Origin of the sequence: Nocardiopsis coralli (assembly GCF_014892575.1) — a bacterium.
Lineage (GTDB): Bacteria > Actinomycetota > Actinomycetes > Streptosporangiales > Streptosporangiaceae > Nocardiopsis > Nocardiopsis coralli.
In genome coordinates, this window is record NZ_JADBGI010000010.1 from 93,726 (window position 1) to 110,639 (window position 16,914).

Genomic DNA, 16,914 nt, shown 5'->3' on the forward strand with positions numbered 1-16,914 from the left:
GCCGGGCACCTACCCGTGCGGCCCCGGTTCCGGATCAGAACGGGTAGGTGCGGATGTCGGCCTGCATCGTCACCCACTGGGTCTCGGTGAAGGCCTCCAGGTTGGCCGCGGTGCCGCCGAAGCGCGACCCGGTCCCGGAGGCGCCCACACCCCCGAAGGGCGCCACCGCTTCGTCGTCGACGGTCTGGTCGTTGACGTGCACCAGGCCGGTGGGGATGCGTTCGGCCAGCTCCATGCCGCGCATCGGGTTGCCGGTGAGCACGCCCAGGGAGAGCCCGTGGTCGGAGGCGGTCGCGATCTCCACGGCCTCGTCCAGGGTGTCGAAGGCGATGACGGGTGCGACCGGCCCGAAGACCTCCTCGGCGTGCGCGGGGGTGTCGGGGGTGACCCGGTCCAGGACGGTGGGCCGGTACATCAGCCCGTCGTAGGTGCCGCCGGCCCGCACCCGGGCACCGGCCTCCACACTGCGGCTCACCAGGCCGTGGACCCGGTCGCGCTGGCCCTCGTCGATGAGCGGGCCCAGCGCGGTGCCCTCCTGCTGCGGGTCGCCGACCGCGAGCGCCTCGGCCTTGGCCGCCAGCAGCTCGACGTAGGCGTCGGCGATGGAGGAGTGCACCAGGTGGCGCCCGGTGGTCATGCAGATCTGGCCCTGGTGCAGGAAGGATCCCCACGCCCCGGCGGAGGCGGCGCGTTCGACGTCGGCGTCCTCCAGCACCACGAGCGGGGAGTTGCCGCCCAGTTCCAGGTGGGCGCGCTTGAGGTGGCGCCCTGCGGCCTCCCCGACCTTGCGCCCGGCCTCGGTGGAGCCGGTGAAGGAGACCACGCGCACCGCGGGCTCCTCCACCAGGCGCGCCCCGGCCTCGGCGCCCCCGGGCAGTACGTGTAGGAGCCCTTCGGGCAGCCCGGCCTCGCGCAGGATCTGGGCAATGACTGTTCCCCCGGTCACGGCGGTGCGGGGGTCGGGCTTGAGCACCACGGCGTTGCCCAGCGCCAGGGCGGGGGCGACCGAGCGCAGGCCCAGGATCAGCGGGAAGTTGAAGGGCGCGATGACCCCGACCACCCCGGCGGGCACCCGCCGCGACAGGCTCAGCCGGGGCTGTTCGCTGCGCAGCACCTCGCCGTTGGGCTGGGACGCCAGCGCCGCGCTCTCGTGGGCCTCGGTGGCGGCGAGGTGCACCTCGAACCCGGCCTTGCCCCGGGCCGAGCCGGTCTCACGCATCGACCACTCGACGATCTCGTCGGCGTACCGCTCGAACAGGTCCCCGGCGCGGCGCAGCACGGCGGCACGCTCGGTGTAGGGGGCGGCGGCCCACGCGCGCTGGGCGCTGACGGCCGCGCGCACGGAGTCGGTGACGTCGTCGGCGCCGGCCGAACCGATGCTGCCGATCGCCTGCCCCGTCGTGGGCGAGGTGACGGGGGCGGTGCCGCCGCGTGCGGGGGTCCAGGTTCCGGTGAAGACCCGGTCGGTCCATTCGTTCGGGTCGAGCAGGGGCATCGGTACTCCTCGGGGATCGGGGACGGCGGGGCACGGCGCCCTCGGCCGGGCGGAGGGTGATGGTCGCAGAGCGCCCGTTCGTGCGTATCACGGACACGTGCTCGGATCGTCAACCTACGCCACCGCCCGCGCCCCGCGCCAGGGGCGGAACCGACCTGCGCACCGCCGGCTCAGGGCCGGAACTCCGGGTCGGGGGCCACGGCGACGTCGAGCAGGACCGGTTCGGTGCGCCCGCGCAGGGTGGGAACGATCTCGTCGAGCGCGGCGGCCAGGTCCTCGTGCGAGCCCACCTGCCGGGAGGGACAGCCCAGCCCGCCGGCCAGGGCCGACAGCGAGACCTGGTCGAAGGCGGGCCACGGGGGTTTGCCGCCGCGGGCCTCGGCGAGGCGGTCCATGATCGCGTAGCGCCCGTTGGCCAGGACGAGGAAGAGCACCCCGGTGCCGTAGCGGGCGGCGCTCCACAGGGCCTGGACCTGGTACAGCGCAGACCCGTCGCCGACCACGGCCACGACGGGCCGGTCGGGCGCACCCATGCGGATCCCGGCGGCCGCGGGCAGGGCGAACCCGAGGCCGCCCATGGCCGCGGACACGTACCCGAGCGGACGGCGAGCGGGCAGGATCCGGTGGAGATCCGGGCGGCTGGACGGGGTCTCCTCCACGATCACGGTGTCGGCGTCGATGCGCTCGGCCAGCGCCGCCATGACCTCCGCCGGACGCAGAGGACCCCTGGGACCGGGCTCCGGCGTCGACGGGGCCTGCACGGTCTCCGGAGACCCGGCCGACCGCTCCGTGCTCTCTCCCGGCCCCTCCTGACCGGACCGCGCGGGCAGGTGCCGCACCAGGGCCCGCAGCGCAGGGGCCACCGGCGCCAGGACGGCGAGCTCGACCGGGCTGCGGTGGGCCTCGGCCGGCCGGTCGGTGATCAGCGCCAGGCGGGTCCCGGGTTCCACGAGCGGCCCGGGGCTGTACTGGTACTGGCGGAACACCGGCGCACCCGCCGCCAGCACCACGTCGTGCACGGACAGCACCGCACGCAGCCGTTCGCGGTCGGCCGGCAGCACCCCGGCGTAGAGGGGATGGTCCTGCGGGAACCCGGCCCGGGCCCCGAAGCTCTCCTGGAACACCGGGGCCTGCAGGTGCTCGGCCAACGCCACCAGGGCCGCCCACCCCTGCGCACTGTCGGTCCCCGCACCGGTCACCAGCGCCGGGCGGCGGGCGCCGGCGACCAGCACGGCCAGGTCGTGCACGTCGCCGTCCTCCACCCCGGAGGCGGAGACCACCCGGGCCGCGGCCGCACGTTCGGGCGGCGGCGTGCCGGTGTCCTTCGGGTACGCGGGGGCGGACCAGTCGCCCTGGGGCACCACCACCAGGGCCGGCCCCTGGCCCCGCACGGCCTCGTGGTGGGCGCGGGCCACGGCCCCGGGCACGTCCTGGGGCACGGCCGGTTCGGCCACGTGCACCGGATAGTCGCCGCCCAGGCCGTGCAGGTCACCGGTGAGGAAGGGTTCCAGGGCCAGGTGCCTGCGGTCCTGCTGGCCCACGAGCACCACCAGCGGCGCCCGGTTCACACGCGCGGTGGCCAGGGCCCCGACGGCGTTGCCGAGCCCCGCGGTGGTGTGCAGCTGCACCAGGGCGGGGCGTTCGCGGGCCAGTGCCCACCCGGTGGCCATGCCCACCACCGAGCCCTCGTGCAGGGCCAGCACGAACGTGAGGCTCTCGGGCAGGTCGGTGAGGAAGGCGACCTCGGTGGAGCCCGGGTTGGCGAACAGCGTGGTCAGGCCGTACTCGTGCAACACCTCCAGGGTCGCCTCGCGCACGGTCGTCGCTCCTGCGGTCCCCTGCCCCGGATCGGGCTCTGCGTTCATGCTCACTCCCGCGCGCTCGCCTGCTTGGCCTGCTGGATCTGCCCGTGCACCCGGGCGCGCAGCTCGGTGAAGCGCTGCGCGGAACGGGTGGTGAGCTGGTCGCGCTGCTCGGGCAGGTCGATCTCGACGTCGTCCTGGACGACCGTGGGCGCAGACGACAGCACGAGCACACGCTGTCCGAGGTAGACCGCCTCGTCGATGTCGTGGGTGACGAACAGGACCGTCATCTCGAAACGCTGCCACAGCCCGCGCACGAGGTCCTCCAGGTCGGCGCGGGTCTGGGCGTCCACCGCGGCGAAGGGCTCGTCCATGAGCAGCACCCGCGGTTCGTAGGCGATGGCGCGTGCGATGGCCACACGCTGCTGCATGCCGCCGGACAGCTCCCACGGGTGGGAGCGCGCCGACCCGGCCAGCCCCACGGCCTCCAGCGCCTCCTCCACCAGGGCGGTACGGCGCGCCCGGGGCAGGCGTTTCTCCTTCAGGGGCAGCTCGACGTTGCCGCGCACGGTCAGCCAGGGGAAGAGGCTGCGCCCGTACTCCTGGAAGACCACCGCCATGTCGGGCGGGGGTTCGTGCACCGGGCGCCCGTCGACGGCCACGGTGCCCCCGGTGGGGGCCAGCAGCCCGGCCACACACTTGAGCAGCGTGGTCTTGCCGCACCCCGACGGGCCCACCAGGCAGGCCAGTTCCCCCGCGTCGAGGCGGAAGGTGAGGTCGTGCACGGCTTCGACGCTGCCTCCCGCCGAGCCGTAGGTCTTGCGCAGTCCGTTCACGTCGAGCACGTCCGGGCCTTCCTGGGAGTGCGGGCGGGTGTCACGGTTCATCCCCCTCGTGCGGTGGCGCGCAGGCCCCGGTGCCAGCTCAGGACCCGTTTCTCGACCTGGCCGAAGACCAGCGACAGGGCCACGCCGAGCAGGCCCAGCAGCACGATCCCGGTCCACATCTCGGGGATCGCGAACCCGCGCTGGAACTGCACGATGGCGAACCCGAGCCCGCTGGAACTGGCGAACATCTCGCTGATGACCATGAGGATCACCGCGATGGACAGCGCCTGCCGCAACCCGGTCATGATCTGGGGGCTCGCCGAACGCAGCACCAGCGTGGTCAGGCGGCGCCGTCCGCGGATCCGGTAGACCCTGCAGGTGTCGGAGAGCACCGGGTCGACGGCGCGCACACCCTCGATGGTGTTGAGCAGGACCGGCCACACGCACCCGGAGACGATGACGGCCGCGCGCATGGTGCTGTCCAGGCCGACCAGGAGCATGAGCAGCGGCACCAGGACCGGGGGCGGCACCGCACGCAGGAACTCCAGCACCGGTTCGGTCAGGGCCCGGAGCGTGCGCGACAGCCCCAGAGCCAGCCCCGCGCCCACACCGAGCACCGCGGCCAGGAAGAACCCGGTCAGCAGCAGGCCGATGCTGGGCAGCGCGTCGGTGAGGAAACGCTCCGAGACCCACACGTCGACGAAGGTGGTCGCGACGGTGCCGGGGGTGGGCAGGTAGAAGCTCCCCTCCCCCGACGCCGCCCACCACCACAGCCCCACGAGCAGCGCGGGCAGGAGCAGGAGGCGGGCCAGGAACGACAGCGCACGGGCCGGGGCGCTCGCCGGACCGGGGGCGGGGCTCACGCGGACACCTCCCCGCGCACCGACGGGTGCCAGTGCAGGGCCCGGCGCTCCACCGCGCGCACCCCGGTGTTGACGAGCACACCGAGCACCCCGGTGGCCACGATGAGGGCGTAGACGACGTCGGGGGCGCCGCTGGACTGGGCCACCGCGATCTCCTGTCCGAGGCCGGGACTGCCGATGACGAGCTGGGCGGTGATGGTCAGGATCAGGGCCACGGCCGCACCCAGCCGCAACCCGGTGAGCAGGTACGGCAGCGCGGTGGGCCAGACCAGGTACCGGATGCGTGCCAGGCGGCCGAGCCGGTAACTGCGCGCGGTCTCCTCGGCGACGGGGTCGACGTCGGCGACCCCGTGCAGCACCTGCACGTAGATCTGCCAGAACGCGGCGTAGACGACCAGCAGCAGGGTGGAACGGATGTCGGTGCCGTACAGCAGGATCGCCAGCGGGATCAGCGCGACCGAGGGGATGGGGCGCAGGAACTCCACGGTCGAGGCGGTGTAGGCGCGCAGCAGCGGGACCGACCCCACGACCAGGCCCAGCACGGTCGCTGCGACCGCGGCGATCGCCAGGCCCGACCCCCACGCCAGGACGGTGTCGCCGACCGCGCCCCAGAACTGGGCCGTGGCGGCGCGCTCGGCGAGGGTGGCCAGCACGGTCGAGGCCGGTGGCAGGTACTGGGGGTCGGCGGCGGGGGTGCGGGGCAGGAGCTCCCAGGCGAGCAGGAACAGCACGATCCCGCACAGGCCGAGGGAGACCGTGCGCACCGAGGCGCTGCCCCGGCCGGGAGGTTGCGGCCCCGAGGGCGCGGTGGCCGGCGCGTGTCCGGCCCCGGCCCTGGTCGGGGACGTGGTCACGGCTGTTCCGAGAAGAGCTCACCGAGGTCGGGGGTGTCCTCCACGAGCCCGTCCTCCTCCATGAGGTCGGCGACGACCTGGACCGACTCGGTGTGGGGTTCGGGTGGGAACGCGGGCAGGCGCATGGTGTCGATGAGGTCGGCGTCGATCTCGGTGTAGTCGCCGATGATGCGGCGGACCTCGTCGGGGTGGTCGTCCGCGTAGGCCAGGGACGCGGCCATGGCGTCGCCGAAGGCCTGCACGGTCTCGGGGTCCTCCTGCAGGGTCTGCTCGGAGGTGAAGTAGACGGCGATGGTGAGCTCGTCGTGCACGTCGGCGAAGTTGGAGGCCACCTCGGTGGCTCCGCCGTCCAGGGCCGCGCCGAGGAAGGGTTCGACGACCCAGGCCGCGTCGATCTCGCCCTGGTCGAGGGCGGCGGGCATGTCCGGGAAGTCGAGCTCGAGGAACTCCACCCCGGACGGGTCGCCGCCCGCCTCGCGGATGGAGTTGCGCACGGAGGTGTCGCCGATGTTCTCGAGGTTGTTGACGGCGATGGTGGCGTCCCCGAGCTCCGACACGTCGGTGATGTCGCTGCCCTCGGGCACGACGACGGCGCCGAAGTCCTCGCCCTGCTGCCCGGTGGTGGCGACCCCGTTGGCGACCGAGCGCATCGGCAGGCCCTGGTCGAGGGCGATGATGAGGGAGGTGACGTTGCCGAAGGCGAGGTCGAAGTCGCCCGAGACCACACCGGGCACCGCCTGGGCGCCGCCGCTGGTGTTCTGCACGGTCACGTCGAGGCCGTGCTCCTCGAAGAAGCCTTGGTCGATGCCGAGGTGGAGGGGGGCCACGTCGATGATGGGGATGGCGCCGACGGTGATCTCGGTGAGACCGTCGTCGGTCTCGCCGTCACCGCACCCGCCGGCCAGGAGCGTCGTCGCGGCGGCGGCCGCGGCGAGGGATCTGCGACGCATCGAGTCTCCTCTTGTGTGCGCCTGTCGAACGCGTGTTCCTGCCGCGAACGTAATCCACGCCACACACGGCGTCAACCCCCTCTGGCTAGGCAGTCAGGGCACGGGCACGCTCCAGGGCGCGGGCCATCTCGCGCGGCTCGGAGACGGGGGTGTGGTCGCTCCAGCGCACCACACCGTCGGCGTCGATCAGGAACGAGCCGCGGCGGGCCACACCGCGTTCGGCGTCGAAGACCCCGTAGGACTCGGCGACGGCGCCGTGGGGCCAGAAGTCCGACAACAGGCGGAACGGGAAACCCTCCCGGTCCGACCACGTGCGCAGGGCGAAGACGGAGTCGACCGAGACCGCCAGCACCCGGGTTCCGGTCTCGGCGAAACGGGGATGCAGCTCGGCCAGCTCGGCGAGCTCGCCCGAGCACACGCCGGAGAAGGCCAGCGGGTAGAAGACCACGAGGACGGGGGCGCCGCGCAGGGACGACAAGGAGACGGGTCGGCCGTGCTGGTCGTCCAGGGAGAAGTCGGGCGCCTGGGCGCCCTCGGGGGTGCTCGTCAATGCTCTCGTTCGTGTTCGCTGCGTGCGGGCGCCGCTCAGCGCCGCGCGCCCGCCCTGTGGGGCGCGCGGCACCGGTGGTTCGGTCGCGTCGAGGCCCGTTACCGCTTGGGAACGACCAGTCGGGTGCCCGACCAGTCCGAGCCGACACTGACCGCGCTGGTCTGGGACAAGCCGGAGGTACTGGCGGCGTCCGCCACGTCGTTGGGTGACACGTGCAGGTCACGCCCGGCCTTCGGGGTCAGCACCAGGATGGTGCCGCCGTCGGCGATCAGGGTGACCGTGTCCATCAACGCGTCGGTGAGTTCATCCTCCTCGTCGGACCGCCACCACAGCAGTACCGCGTCGACATCGCCGTCGAAGTCCTCGTCAACCAGTTCCTCACCGGTGAGTTCGACGATGGAAGCGCGCAGGCCCTCGTCAACGTCGTCGTCGAAGCCGAATTCCTGCACCACCTGACCCGGCTTGAATCCGAGTCGGTCAGCCAAGCCGCGTTCGCTCTGTGCCTGGCCCGCGGTCGCGCTCACGAAAGTTCTCCTCCACTGGTTTCTTTGTCAATCTGTTCTGCTCGAGCGGTGGCGCCCGATGCAGTTCGTTCCTCAACGATGCCGGGCGTTCCACCCGCTGTGTGGGTCCGTCACCATCGCTGATGGCCTAGTTCACACGGTAGTGGCATGTCCCGTCAACGCGCGTGCGAACCCTCCACCCAGGTGCCCCACCGGCACCGAGTGTTCACGCGGACGTCAGGAACGACAGGCGCACCCGGCGCTCGGGGTTGTCCACGTTGAGGTCGACCACCGCGACGGACTGCCACGTGCCCAACTCGAGCGAGCCCCCGATCACGGGGACCGTGGTCTGGGGCGCGACGTAGGCCGGCATGACGTGCGACCGTCCGTGGCCGCGGGAGCCGTGCTTGTGGCGCCACCGGTCGTCGGCCGGCAGCAGGTCGTCCAGGGAAGCGAGCAGGTCGTCGTCGGATCCTGCCCCGAGTTCGATGATCGCCACGCCCGCGGTCGCGTGCGGGACGAACACGTTGAGAAGGCCGTCGCCGGCGCCGGCGACGAAGTCCGCACACCGGGACGTGATGTCGGTGATGCTCTCCGACCCTCCCGTGTGCAGTTCGAGGATCTGTGTCCGCATAGCGCCACCATCGCGCAGCCCGGCCCTTCGTGCAACCATCGGGCGTCACCACTGTGGACGGCGGCGGTCCCCGAGCGCTCCCAGCAGCGAGTACCGGCCCTCTCCTCTGGTATGCGAACCTGGGAAAAAGGAGGGGAAACCATGACTGTCTCTTTGCGTCTGGGACCCCTGTTGCGGCACGTGGGACCCACCACCGCCACCGTGTGGGTCGAGACCGACGCCCCCTGCAGGGTCCGGGTCCGCGTGGACGGGCACACGACCGCCACCGCGCGGACGTTCGCCGTGCACGGCCACCATTACGCCGTGTGCGAGATCGAGGGCCTTCCGCCCGGGTCGGCGCTGCCCTACGAGGTCTTCCTCGAGGACGACCGCGTCTGGCCCGACCCCACCTCCTCCCTGCCCCCGAGCGTGGTGCGAACGACCGACCCCGACGCCTCCACCCGGCTCCTGTACGGCTCGTGCCACGTGCCCACGGGCGACACCCCCGAAGGGGTGGTCGACCACGGTCCGGACATGCTGCGCGCCACCGCGCGGCGCATGGCCGAGGACCCGCCCGAGGGGAACCTGCTGCTCCTGCTGATCGGCGACCAGGTCTACGCCGACGAGGTGCACGAACCGATGCGCGAACACCTGCGCGCCTCCCGTGAGGAGGGACATTCCTCACCCGAGGGCGAGGTGGTGGACTTCGGCGAGTACGCGGAGCTCTACCGCCGGGCCTGGAGCGACCCGCAGGTGCGGTGGCTGCTGTCGACGGTGCCCACGCTCATGGTCTTCGACGACCACGACGTGCGCGACGACTGGAACACCTCCGCCGCCTGGCGGCGGGCGATGGACGAGCTCCCCTGGTGGCCCGAGCGCGTCACCCACGGCCTGGGCGCGTACTGGGTTTACCAGCACCTGGGCAACCTCTCCCCCGAGGCGCGGGAGAAGGATCCCTGGTGGAACCGGGTGCGCGAGTGCACCGGCGACGCAGGGGACACGGTCGACGAGTTCGCGTGGCGGGCGCACGAGGACCCGGACTCCTACCGCTGGAGCCACCGGGTCGACGTGGGCCCGGTACGGGTGCTCATGGCCGACACCCGCTGCGCACGCGCCCTGGGCGAGGGCGACCCGTCGGACGGCTCGCGTTCGATCCTGGGACCCCGGGGCCACGAGTGGCTCGACGAGCACCTCACCGGCGGCCCGGACCACGTCGTCGTGGTCTCCACGGTCCCGGTCCTGCTGCCGCCCGCCGTGCACCACCTGGAGGCCTGGAACGAGGCCGTGTGCGCGGGCGCCTGGGGGGAACGGGTGCGGGCACCGGCGGAACGCCTGCGCCAGGCCCTCGACCTCGAGCACTGGGGCGCGTTCCAGTACTCCTTCGCCCACCTGGCCGGGGCGGTGCTGGAGGTGGCCCGCGGCGAACGCGGCCCCGCACCGGCGACCGTGCTGCTGCTCAGCGGGGACGTGCACTTCTCCTACATGGCGCGGGCAGTGCCCAGTGAGGGTGAGGCCCCCGGGACCCGTGTGACGCAGCTGGTCTCCTCTCCCCTGTGCAACCGACTGCCTTCGCACCTGCGCCGCACGGCGTGGCTGTCGACCACGTGGCCCTTCCGTGTGGCCGGGCGGGTGATGTCCCGGCTGGCGCGGGTGGCCCCGCCGGCGCTGCGCTGGTCGTTGGAGGGCGCGCCCTACTTCGGCAACACCATCGGCGAGGTCTGCCTGGAGGGGCGCAGCGCCGAGGCCCGCTGGTACCACTGTCCCAACGGCGGCCCCCACGCCCTGCCGGACGTGCGCTTCCGCTCCTCGCTGTGAACCCGCCGGTCCCGCCCGTGGACCGGCGGCCCGGGCTCGCTCCATGCAGGGCCCTCAGGAATACGAACGCGGCCCGCCGGTTCCGGCGGGCCGCGTCGCGGATGTCCTCGGGGCCTGGGTGCTCAGGGCTTGTGCGAGTGCGGGCGGCGCGTGGACTGCGCCCCGCGCCGTGTGCGGCGCACCCGCTGGGACAGGGCCCCGCCCCGCTCCAGCACGGTGCCCGAGGTGCGCTCGGAACCGGTGCCCGTCGTGGCGGCCGGGTTCCCGGCCGCAGGGGTGTCCTCGTCGAGTGCGGGCATCTTGGCGGTGGGCTCGATCTCGTCGCCGCCCACCCCGGCGCCCTCGCCGTCCCCGGCGGTCTCACCCTGCTCCTGTTGCTCCGACGCCTCGTCGCCGTCCTGGCCGGCCGACAGCGACGGGATGCGCGCGGTGGTGACCTGGTCCGGGTGCGGCAACACCACCTCGGGGTCGCGGGCCTGGTCGCGCTCGGCCTGCTCCGAACGGCGCAGCTCCGCCTCGCGGCGCGAGACCGCACGGGCCTTGGCCCGGTCCTCACGCCACTGGCGCCAGATCCGCCGGCCGGAGGTCACCAGGGGCCAGGTGACCTTGGACGGGCGCGAGAGCGCGTGCCACAGGTAGGCGGTGGTGCCCCAGGCCTCCATGGCCCGCCGCGCCCTGGTGATGGTGAAGAAGGTCGGCATCGCCATGAGGATCTGCGGCCACGCGAGCGCCAGCGCCGCGAACAGCGGGTACATGCCCCCGCCGATGAGCGAGGCCGCCGCGCCGATGGCCACGGGGACCAGCGCCAGGGCGATGCGCAACCCGGTGAACTGGCGGAACCGGTGCAGAGAACGGCGCGCGGACACCTGGGGCGTGAGCCCCTCCGGTAGCGGTGTGGGCTGGACGATGACGGCCAGCAGCAGCGTGCCCACACCCACGCTCGCCGCGAGAAGAATGGTCCACCCGGACGCCGAGAGCGCCCCGCCCACCAGCAGGGCGACCAGCCCCAGGACGGGCAGCGGCGCGGGCAGCCAGAAGAGGACGCGGCGACGCAGTTGGCCCTCCTGCGTCGGCTCCAGCACGTAGTTGATCACGGGCCGCAGTATCCGGCCCCCTGTCCTCGGTCGTTCGACCACAGTGTTGACCCCCCAAGAACGTCGTGACGGCAGCGGTGCGGTAGCCCTCGCCCGAGACCCAGATCCGGTTCACCGCAGTACCGGCGGTGCTCCGCTCGCCACAAAGCTATCCCTTTTCGCGTAGTCCCCGGGCGCGTACGGTCAGTCACATACCTACCCGACGCCGATGAAGCCGCGATAAGCGGACAGAAGACTCAGGCAACGATCGCATCACGTCTGCCTTGTACGACGCTTCTGAGGCCGGAGTGGTTGCGGTCAACCACGTTCCGTCGCGTCGAGTCGACCCAGTGCCACCGCTATGCGCAGGACGAAGGATCCTCGACCGTCGGACGGGGTGTGCCCGGTCAGCTCGGCGATCCGGCTGAGCCGGTAACGGACGGTGTTCGGGTGGACGAACAGCATGCGTGCCGTCGCCTCCAGGGAGGACGCGTGTTCAAGGTACACCGAGAGGGTGTCCAACAAGGGCGATCCCGCGCCGAGCAGAGGTTTGTAGACCTCTTCGACGAGTTGGCGGCGCGCCCCCGCCTCCCCCTGCAGCACCCGCTCGGGCAGCAGATCCTCGGCCAGCACCGGACGCGGGGCGTCCGGCCAGGCCACGGCCGAACGGAGCCCGCTCACGGCGGCACGCGCCGAGGCCCCCGACGCCCTCAGGTCGGGAACGGCCGGGCCGACCACCACGGGTCCGGGCCCGAACAGCCCGGCCAGGGGTTCGGCCGCCGCCGCGGGCAGTTCCCCCTCGGGGTAGGTGTCGCCCACACCGACCACGACCACCACCCGGTCGCCCTGCATCCCCGCGATGACGTCGTGCCCCGCTCTCCGGGCCGCCCCGCGCAGGTCGTCGAGGACCTTGTTGCCGTCCTCCTCGCCGCTGTCACCGGCGATCGCGATGACCGGGGTCTGGGTCCAGCGCAGCGACGACCCCCACGTCTGCAGGCCGTCCTGGTGGTCACCGTGCAGCAGCGCGTCGACGATCAACGCCTCCAGGCGCGCGTCCCAGGCGCCGCGGGCCTCGGCGGCACGGGCGTAGACCTTGGCCGAGCTGAAGGCGACCTCGCGGGTGTAGCGCAGCACGTCCTCGCGCAGCTGCATGGCGCCCCCGGGGGCGGCGAGCTCGTCGACCTGCCCCTCGACCACGTCGATGACCACACGGATCATGTCGACGGTCTGCTGCAGCGTCACCGAGCGCGTCAGCTCGCGCGGGGCGGTACCGAAGACCTCCACCGTGATCGCCGGACGCCCGCGCACCGGGTTGCGGAACCAGTCGACGAAGGCGGCCACGCCGGACTGGGCGACGAGGCCGATCCAGGAGCGGTCCTCCGCGGACATGCGGCGGAACCAGGGCAGGCGCTCCTCCATGCTCGCCACGGCCGCGGTGCCCAGGCGGCCCATGGACCGTTCCAGGCGGCGTGCGGTCTCGGCCCGCAGCGCGTCGGCGCCGTCCTGCGCGGATGCGGGCCCCGAGGGGTCGCTGTCCTGGTGGTCCCGGGGTCGGTGGGGTTGCTCGTTCACACCTCCAGGGTGGCATCCCTGCCGGGCACGGGGTCGGATGCCTTCCGGTGTCCCCCGCCACTCGGGCCGCCCACGAAAACCCACGGGGGCGGGTCGTCACACCCGCGAGCCGCGTAACGTCGGGGTGTGCGCCCTCCGCGTGACCGCCCCGGGACCTCGGGGCGGCACAGTTTTGTGGAGGGTCCACAAACGGGACGGAGCGAAGTTCGTGTCCGTCCCCATCCGACTGGTGATCTCCTACAGGGCAAGGTGGATGTCGTGCTTGTCATCGTTGCTCCCGGCCAAGGCGCCCAGGTACCCGGTTTCCTCTCCCCATGGCTCGAACTGCCCGGCATGGCCCCGCGGTTCGAGGCGTGGTCGGAGGTGGCCGGGCTGGACCTGGTGCGCTACGGCACCACCGCCGACGCGGACGAGATCCGCGACACGGCCGTCGCTCAACCCCTCCTCGTCAGCGCCGGACTGGCCACCGCCACCGCGCTGCTGGGTTCCGTCTCGGGCCCCGAGGCCCCCCTGCCCGTGAGCGGGTCCTTCGCGGACGCCGTCGCCGGCCACAGCGTCGGCGAGTACACCGCCGCCGCCCTGGCCGGGGTCCTGACCCCCAATGACGCGCTGGCGCTGGTCGCCGAGCGCGGCCGGGGCATGGCCGAGGCGGCTTCCCGCACCGAGACCGGCATGACCGCGGTCATGGGCGGCAAGCGCGAGGACGTGCTCGCCGCGATCGAGGCCGCGGGACTCACGCCCGCCAACGACAACGGTTCCGGGCAGATCGTGGCCGCCGGCACCACCGAACAGCTGGCCGCCTTCGCCGAGAACCCGCCCGAGCGGGCCCGGCTGCGTCCCCTCCCGGTCGCCGGCGCCTTCCACACCGAGCACATGGCCCCGGCCATGGAGCGCGTGCGCACCGCCGCCGCGCACATGGAGACCAACGACCCGTCGGTGCGCCTGCTCTCCAACGCCGACGGAGCCGTCGTCGAGCAGGGGTCGGACTACCTCGAGCGGCTCGTCACGCAGATCTCCTCGCCGGTGCGCTGGCAGGCCTGCAGCGAGACCCTCGCCGACCTCGGCGTGACCGCCATGATCGAACTCGCACCGGCGGGCACCCTGACCGGGCTGGCCAAGCGCGCGCTGCGCGGTGTCGAGCTCCACGCGGTCAAGACCCCCGACGACCTGGAGCGGGCCGCCGCCATCGTCAAGGAGCACGCGGGCACCGCTGCCCCCGCGCGCTCCGATCAGGAAGGCTGACATGTTGAACGCCCCCAGCGCGCCGGGCGGAGCGGTGATCCGCTCCTTCGGCGAGTACCAGCCCGCCCGCGTGGTCACCAACCACGACCTTGCCCAGCGTGTGGACACCAACGACGAGTGGATCCGCAGCCGTGTGGGCATCGAGGAACGGCGCGTGGCGGGCCCCGACGACAGCGTGGAGAGCATGGCCGTGGCGGCCGGGGGCAAGGCCCTGGCCGCGAGCGGGCTCTCCCCCGAGGACATCGACCTGGTGATCGTGGCCACGTGCACCTCGCACGACCAGATCCCCAACTCCGCCGCGACCGTGGCCGCCCGGCTCGGCATCCCCGCCCCCGGCGCCTTCGACGTCAACGCCGCCTGCGCGGGCTTCTGTTACGCGCTGGGGCTGGCCTCGGACTCCGTGCGCGCCGGGTCCTCCCGCAACGTCCTGGTCGTGGGCTCGGAGAAGCTCAGCGACTGGGTCGACTGGGAGGACCGCGCCACCTGCGTGATCTTCGCCGACGGCGCGGGCGCCGCGGTGGTCTCGGCCGACGAGGACCAGGGCATCGGCCCGGTCGTGTGGGGTTCCTCGGGCGAGCGCGCCGACACCATCTACCTGCGCGAGCACAAGTACCTCTACCAGGAGGGCCAGGCGGTCTTCCGGTGGACCACCACCGAGCTCTACAAGGTCGCCCTGCAGGCCCTGGAGCGCGCCGGGGTCGACCCGAGCGAGATCACCGCTTTCGTTCCCCACCAGGCCAACCTGCGCATCGTCGAGTCGATCGCCAGGAAGCTGGGCGCTCCCCAGGCGCTGGTGGCCCGCGATATCGTCACCGCGGGCAACACCTCGTCCGCGTCCGTCCCGCTCGCGCTCTCGCGCATGATCGGGCGCGGGGAGCTGCGTTCGGGGAGCACTGTACTCACCCTGGGCTTCGGGGCGGGGCTGGTCTACGCCGCACAGGTGATCCGCATCCCCTGACCCCTCAGCCCGAGCGGCACCGCACGGCATCGGGTCCGGACCCGTTCCACCCCCGTGCGGCGGGGCCGCCGAAAACACCGACACCGAAGAAGGAGATTGACATGGCCGAGCACAGCGAGCAGGACATTCTGAAGGGCCTCGGCGAGATCGTCGAGGAGATCGTCGGCACCGAGCCCTCCGAGGTCACCCCGGAGAAGAGCTTCGTGGACGACCTGGACATCGACTCCCTGTCCATGGTCGAGATCGCCGTCGCCGCGCAGGACAAGTTCGGCGTGGAGATCCCCGACGACCAGCTCAAGGACCTCAAGACGGTCCAGGACGTCATCAACTACATCCAGAAGTAGCGTGTCCGTGCGCCCGGGCGGCCCCCGCCCGGGCGCCGGGAACCAGGGACCCGGCCGGCCGTGACGCGGCCCCGGGCCCGCACCGAACTCCTCGTCGCACACCACCCACCGCCTCCCGGCCCGCAACCGGGAACGACCCACGAGAAGGGCGATCGGATCATGTCCAAGACCGATGTCGTCGTCACCGGCCTCGGGGCCACCACCCCCCTCGGGGGTGACGTCGCGACCACATGGTCCGCGCTCCTCGACGGCCGCTCCGGTATCAGCATGCTGCCCGAGGAATGGCACGAGAGCCTCCCGGTGCACTTCGCAGGCCGGATCGCACAGGAGCCGTCCGAGAAGCTCCCCAGGCCGCGCCTGCGCCGCCTGGACCGGACCCAGCAGTTCTCTCTCATCGCCGCTCAGGAGGCCTGGGAGGACGCCGGAACCCCCGAGGTCGACCCCGTCCGCCTGGGCGTGGTGGTCTCCAGCGGGATCGGCGGCATCCTGACGATCCTGGAGCAGTACGACACCTTCCGTGAGAAGGGCTGGAAGCGAGTCTCCCCGTTCACCGTGCCCATGCTCATGCCCAACAGCCCCGCCGCCGCCGTGGCCCTGGAGTACAGCGCCCGCGCCGGGGCCCACGCGCCCGTCAGCGCCTGTGCGTCCAGCGCCGAGGCCGTGGCCGACGCGGTGGAGATGATCCGCGCGGGCCGCGCGGACGTGGTCATCGCCGGCGGCACCGAGGCCGCCATCCACCCGCTCAACATCGCCTCGTTCGCGTCCATGCGGGCCCTGTCGACCCGCAACGACGACCCCGAGGGCGCCTCCCGCCCCTGGGACCAGGCGCGCGACGGCTTCGTCATGGGCGAGGGCGCCGGCATCCTGATCCTGGAGTCGGCCGAGCACGCCGCCAAGCGCGGCGCCCGCGTCTACGCCCGCGCCGCGGGTGTGGGCTACACCGACGACGCCTACGACATCGTCCAGCCCGACCCCGAGGGCCGCGGCCAGGCGCGTGCGATCACCGAGGCGCTCAAGGACGCCGACCTCAAGCCGGACGACGTCAAGCACGTCAACGCGCACGCGACCTCCACCCCGACCGGCGACGTGGGCGAGACCCGCGCGATCCGGACGGCTCTGGGGGACGCGGCCGCCGACAGCGTGCGGGTGACCTCCACCAAGTCGATGACCGGCCACCTGCTGGGCGGCGCCGGCGCGGTCGAGTCCATCGCCACCGTCAAGGCGCTGTACGACGGCGTCATCCCGGCGACCATCAACATCGACGAGCTCGACCCGGAGACGGCCGTGGACATCGTGCGCGGCAAACCCGAGGAGATGCCCGCCGGCGACGTGGCGGCCCTCAACGAGTCCTTCGGGTTCGGCGGCCACAACATCGCGCTGGCGTTCAAACGCGCCTGACCCTTCGAGGGGCGGGGCCCGCACCAGCGGGTTCCCGCCCCTTCTTCTTTCCCGC

Annotated in this window: 16 protein-coding genes; 5 read left to right on the forward strand and 11 right to left on the reverse strand. The window is 72.8% G+C overall.

What is annotated here, in order from left to right:
• Positions 1–34: 34 nt before the first annotated feature.
• The 9 genes from IDM40_RS13200 to IDM40_RS13240 all read right to left on the reverse strand — a co-directional run bounded on the left by IDM40_RS13200 (position 35) and on the right by IDM40_RS13240 (position 8,478).
• Positions 35–1,495, reverse strand: a complete 1,461-nt coding sequence (locus IDM40_RS13200; RefSeq protein ID WP_193122287.1) for a benzaldehyde dehydrogenase — start codon at positions 1,493–1,495, stop codon at positions 35–37.
• 170 nt (positions 1,496–1,665) lie between these two features.
• On the reverse strand, positions 1,666–3,360 hold the full coding sequence (locus IDM40_RS13205) for a thiamine pyrophosphate-dependent enzyme (protein ID WP_193122288.1): 1,695 nt from the start codon (positions 3,358–3,360) through the stop codon (positions 1,666–1,668).
• A gap of 2 nt (positions 3,361–3,362) precedes the next feature.
• Complete coding sequence (locus tag IDM40_RS13210) at positions 3,363–4,184, reverse strand: ABC transporter ATP-binding protein (RefSeq protein WP_193122289.1); 822 nt, start codon at positions 4,182–4,184, stop codon at positions 3,363–3,365.
• A complete protein-coding gene (locus IDM40_RS13215; RefSeq protein ID WP_193122290.1) occupies positions 4,181–4,987 on the reverse strand; it encodes an ABC transporter permease in 807 nt (268 codons plus the stop codon). The genes IDM40_RS13210 and IDM40_RS13215 overlap by 4 nt, the downstream gene beginning before the upstream one ends.
• Complete coding sequence (locus IDM40_RS13220) at positions 4,984–5,841, reverse strand: ABC transporter permease (protein ID WP_193122291.1); 858 nt, start codon at positions 5,839–5,841, stop codon at positions 4,984–4,986. Before IDM40_RS13220 ends, IDM40_RS13215 begins: the two co-directional genes overlap by 4 nt.
• Positions 5,838–6,791: an ABC transporter substrate-binding protein gene (locus IDM40_RS13225; protein ID WP_193122292.1), complete on the reverse strand. Its 954-nt coding sequence runs from the start codon at positions 6,789–6,791 to the stop codon at positions 5,838–5,840. The genes IDM40_RS13220 and IDM40_RS13225 overlap by 4 nt, the downstream gene beginning before the upstream one ends.
• Positions 6,792–6,876: 85 nt before the next feature.
• On the reverse strand, positions 6,877–7,341 hold the full coding sequence (locus tag IDM40_RS13230) for a peroxiredoxin (protein ID WP_193122293.1): 465 nt from the start codon (positions 7,339–7,341) through the stop codon (positions 6,877–6,879).
• 98 nt (positions 7,342–7,439) lie between these two features.
• Positions 7,440–7,865, reverse strand: coding sequence for a DUF3052 domain-containing protein (locus IDM40_RS13235; protein ID WP_193122294.1), 426 nt, complete (start codon positions 7,863–7,865; stop codon positions 7,440–7,442).
• A 205-nt stretch (positions 7,866–8,070) separates the two neighbouring features.
• Positions 8,071–8,478, reverse strand: coding sequence for a YjbQ family protein (locus IDM40_RS13240; protein WP_193122295.1), 408 nt, complete (start codon positions 8,476–8,478; stop codon positions 8,071–8,073).
• 141 nt (positions 8,479–8,619) lie between these two features.
• Here IDM40_RS13240 and IDM40_RS13245 point away from each other — a divergent pair, with 141 nt between their 5' ends.
• Positions 8,620–10,272, forward strand: a complete 1,653-nt coding sequence (locus IDM40_RS13245) for a DUF7800 domain-containing protein (RefSeq protein ID WP_193122296.1) — start codon at positions 8,620–8,622, stop codon at positions 10,270–10,272.
• 122 nt (positions 10,273–10,394) lie between these two features.
• Here the strand turns inward: IDM40_RS13245 and IDM40_RS13250 are convergent, their stop codons facing one another.
• Both IDM40_RS13250 and IDM40_RS13255 read right to left on the reverse strand, forming a co-directional pair.
• Positions 10,395–11,366 carry a hypothetical protein gene (locus tag IDM40_RS13250; RefSeq protein ID WP_193122297.1) on the reverse strand — a complete coding sequence of 324 codons (972 nt, stop codon included), beginning with the start codon at positions 11,364–11,366 and terminating at the stop codon, positions 10,395–10,397.
• Between the two features lie 297 nt (positions 11,367–11,663).
• Entirely contained in the window at positions 11,664–12,917 is a 1,254-nt protein-coding gene (locus IDM40_RS13255; RefSeq protein WP_193122298.1) for a PucR family transcriptional regulator, read from the reverse strand.
• Positions 12,918–13,250: 333 nt separating this feature from the next.
• On the opposite strand from IDM40_RS13255, the gene IDM40_RS13260 reads away from it, so the two are divergent.
• The 4 genes from IDM40_RS13260 to fabF all read left to right on the forward strand — a co-directional run bounded on the left by IDM40_RS13260 (position 13,251) and on the right by fabF (position 16,859).
• The gene (locus IDM40_RS13260) at positions 13,251–14,159 is read left to right on the forward strand and encodes an ACP S-malonyltransferase (protein ID WP_216630755.1); all 909 of its coding nucleotides are present in this window, start codon (positions 13,251–13,253) and stop codon (positions 14,157–14,159) included.
• Position 14,160: 1 nt separating this feature from the next.
• On the forward strand, positions 14,161–15,117 hold the full coding sequence (locus tag IDM40_RS13265) for a beta-ketoacyl-ACP synthase III (RefSeq protein ID WP_193122300.1): 957 nt from the start codon (positions 14,161–14,163) through the stop codon (positions 15,115–15,117).
• Between the two features lie 101 nt (positions 15,118–15,218).
• Positions 15,219–15,461 (forward strand): acyl carrier protein, encoded by a 243-nt coding sequence (locus IDM40_RS13270; protein ID WP_017614483.1) that lies wholly within the window; start codon positions 15,219–15,221, stop codon positions 15,459–15,461.
• 159 nt (positions 15,462–15,620) lie between these two features.
• The gene (gene fabF, locus IDM40_RS13275) at positions 15,621–16,859 is read left to right on the forward strand and encodes a beta-ketoacyl-ACP synthase II (protein WP_193122301.1); all 1,239 of its coding nucleotides are present in this window, start codon (positions 15,621–15,623) and stop codon (positions 16,857–16,859) included.
• Positions 16,860–16,914: the final 55 nt, after the last annotated feature.

Coding starts and splice junctions, on each gene's coding strand:
- IDM40_RS13260 (WP_216630755.1), top strand. CDS start 13,251: ATGGCCCCGCGGTTCGAGGCGTGGTCGGAGGTGGCCGGGCTGGACCTG.
- IDM40_RS13245 (WP_193122296.1), top strand. CDS start 8,620: ATGACTGTCTCTTTGCGTCTGGGACCCCTGTTGCGGCACGTGGGACCC.
- IDM40_RS13265 (WP_193122300.1), top strand. CDS start 14,161: ATGTTGAACGCCCCCAGCGCGCCGGGCGGAGCGGTGATCCGCTCCTTC.
- IDM40_RS13205 (WP_193122288.1), bottom strand. CDS start 3,360: ATGAACGCAGAGCCCGATCCGGGGCAGGGGACCGCAGGAGCGACGACC.
- IDM40_RS13200 (WP_193122287.1), bottom strand. CDS start 1,495: ATGCCCCTGCTCGACCCGAACGAATGGACCGACCGGGTCTTCACCGGA.
- IDM40_RS13270 (WP_017614483.1), top strand. CDS start 15,219: ATGGCCGAGCACAGCGAGCAGGACATTCTGAAGGGCCTCGGCGAGATC.
- IDM40_RS13210 (WP_193122289.1), bottom strand. CDS start 4,184: ATGAACCGTGACACCCGCCCGCACTCCCAGGAAGGCCCGGACGTGCTC.
- IDM40_RS13225 (WP_193122292.1), bottom strand. CDS start 6,791: ATGCGTCGCAGATCCCTCGCCGCGGCCGCCGCCGCGACGACGCTCCTG.
- fabF (WP_193122301.1), top strand. CDS start 15,621: ATGTCCAAGACCGATGTCGTCGTCACCGGCCTCGGGGCCACCACCCCC.
- IDM40_RS13240 (WP_193122295.1), bottom strand. CDS start 8,478: ATGCGGACACAGATCCTCGAACTGCACACGGGAGGGTCGGAGAGCATC.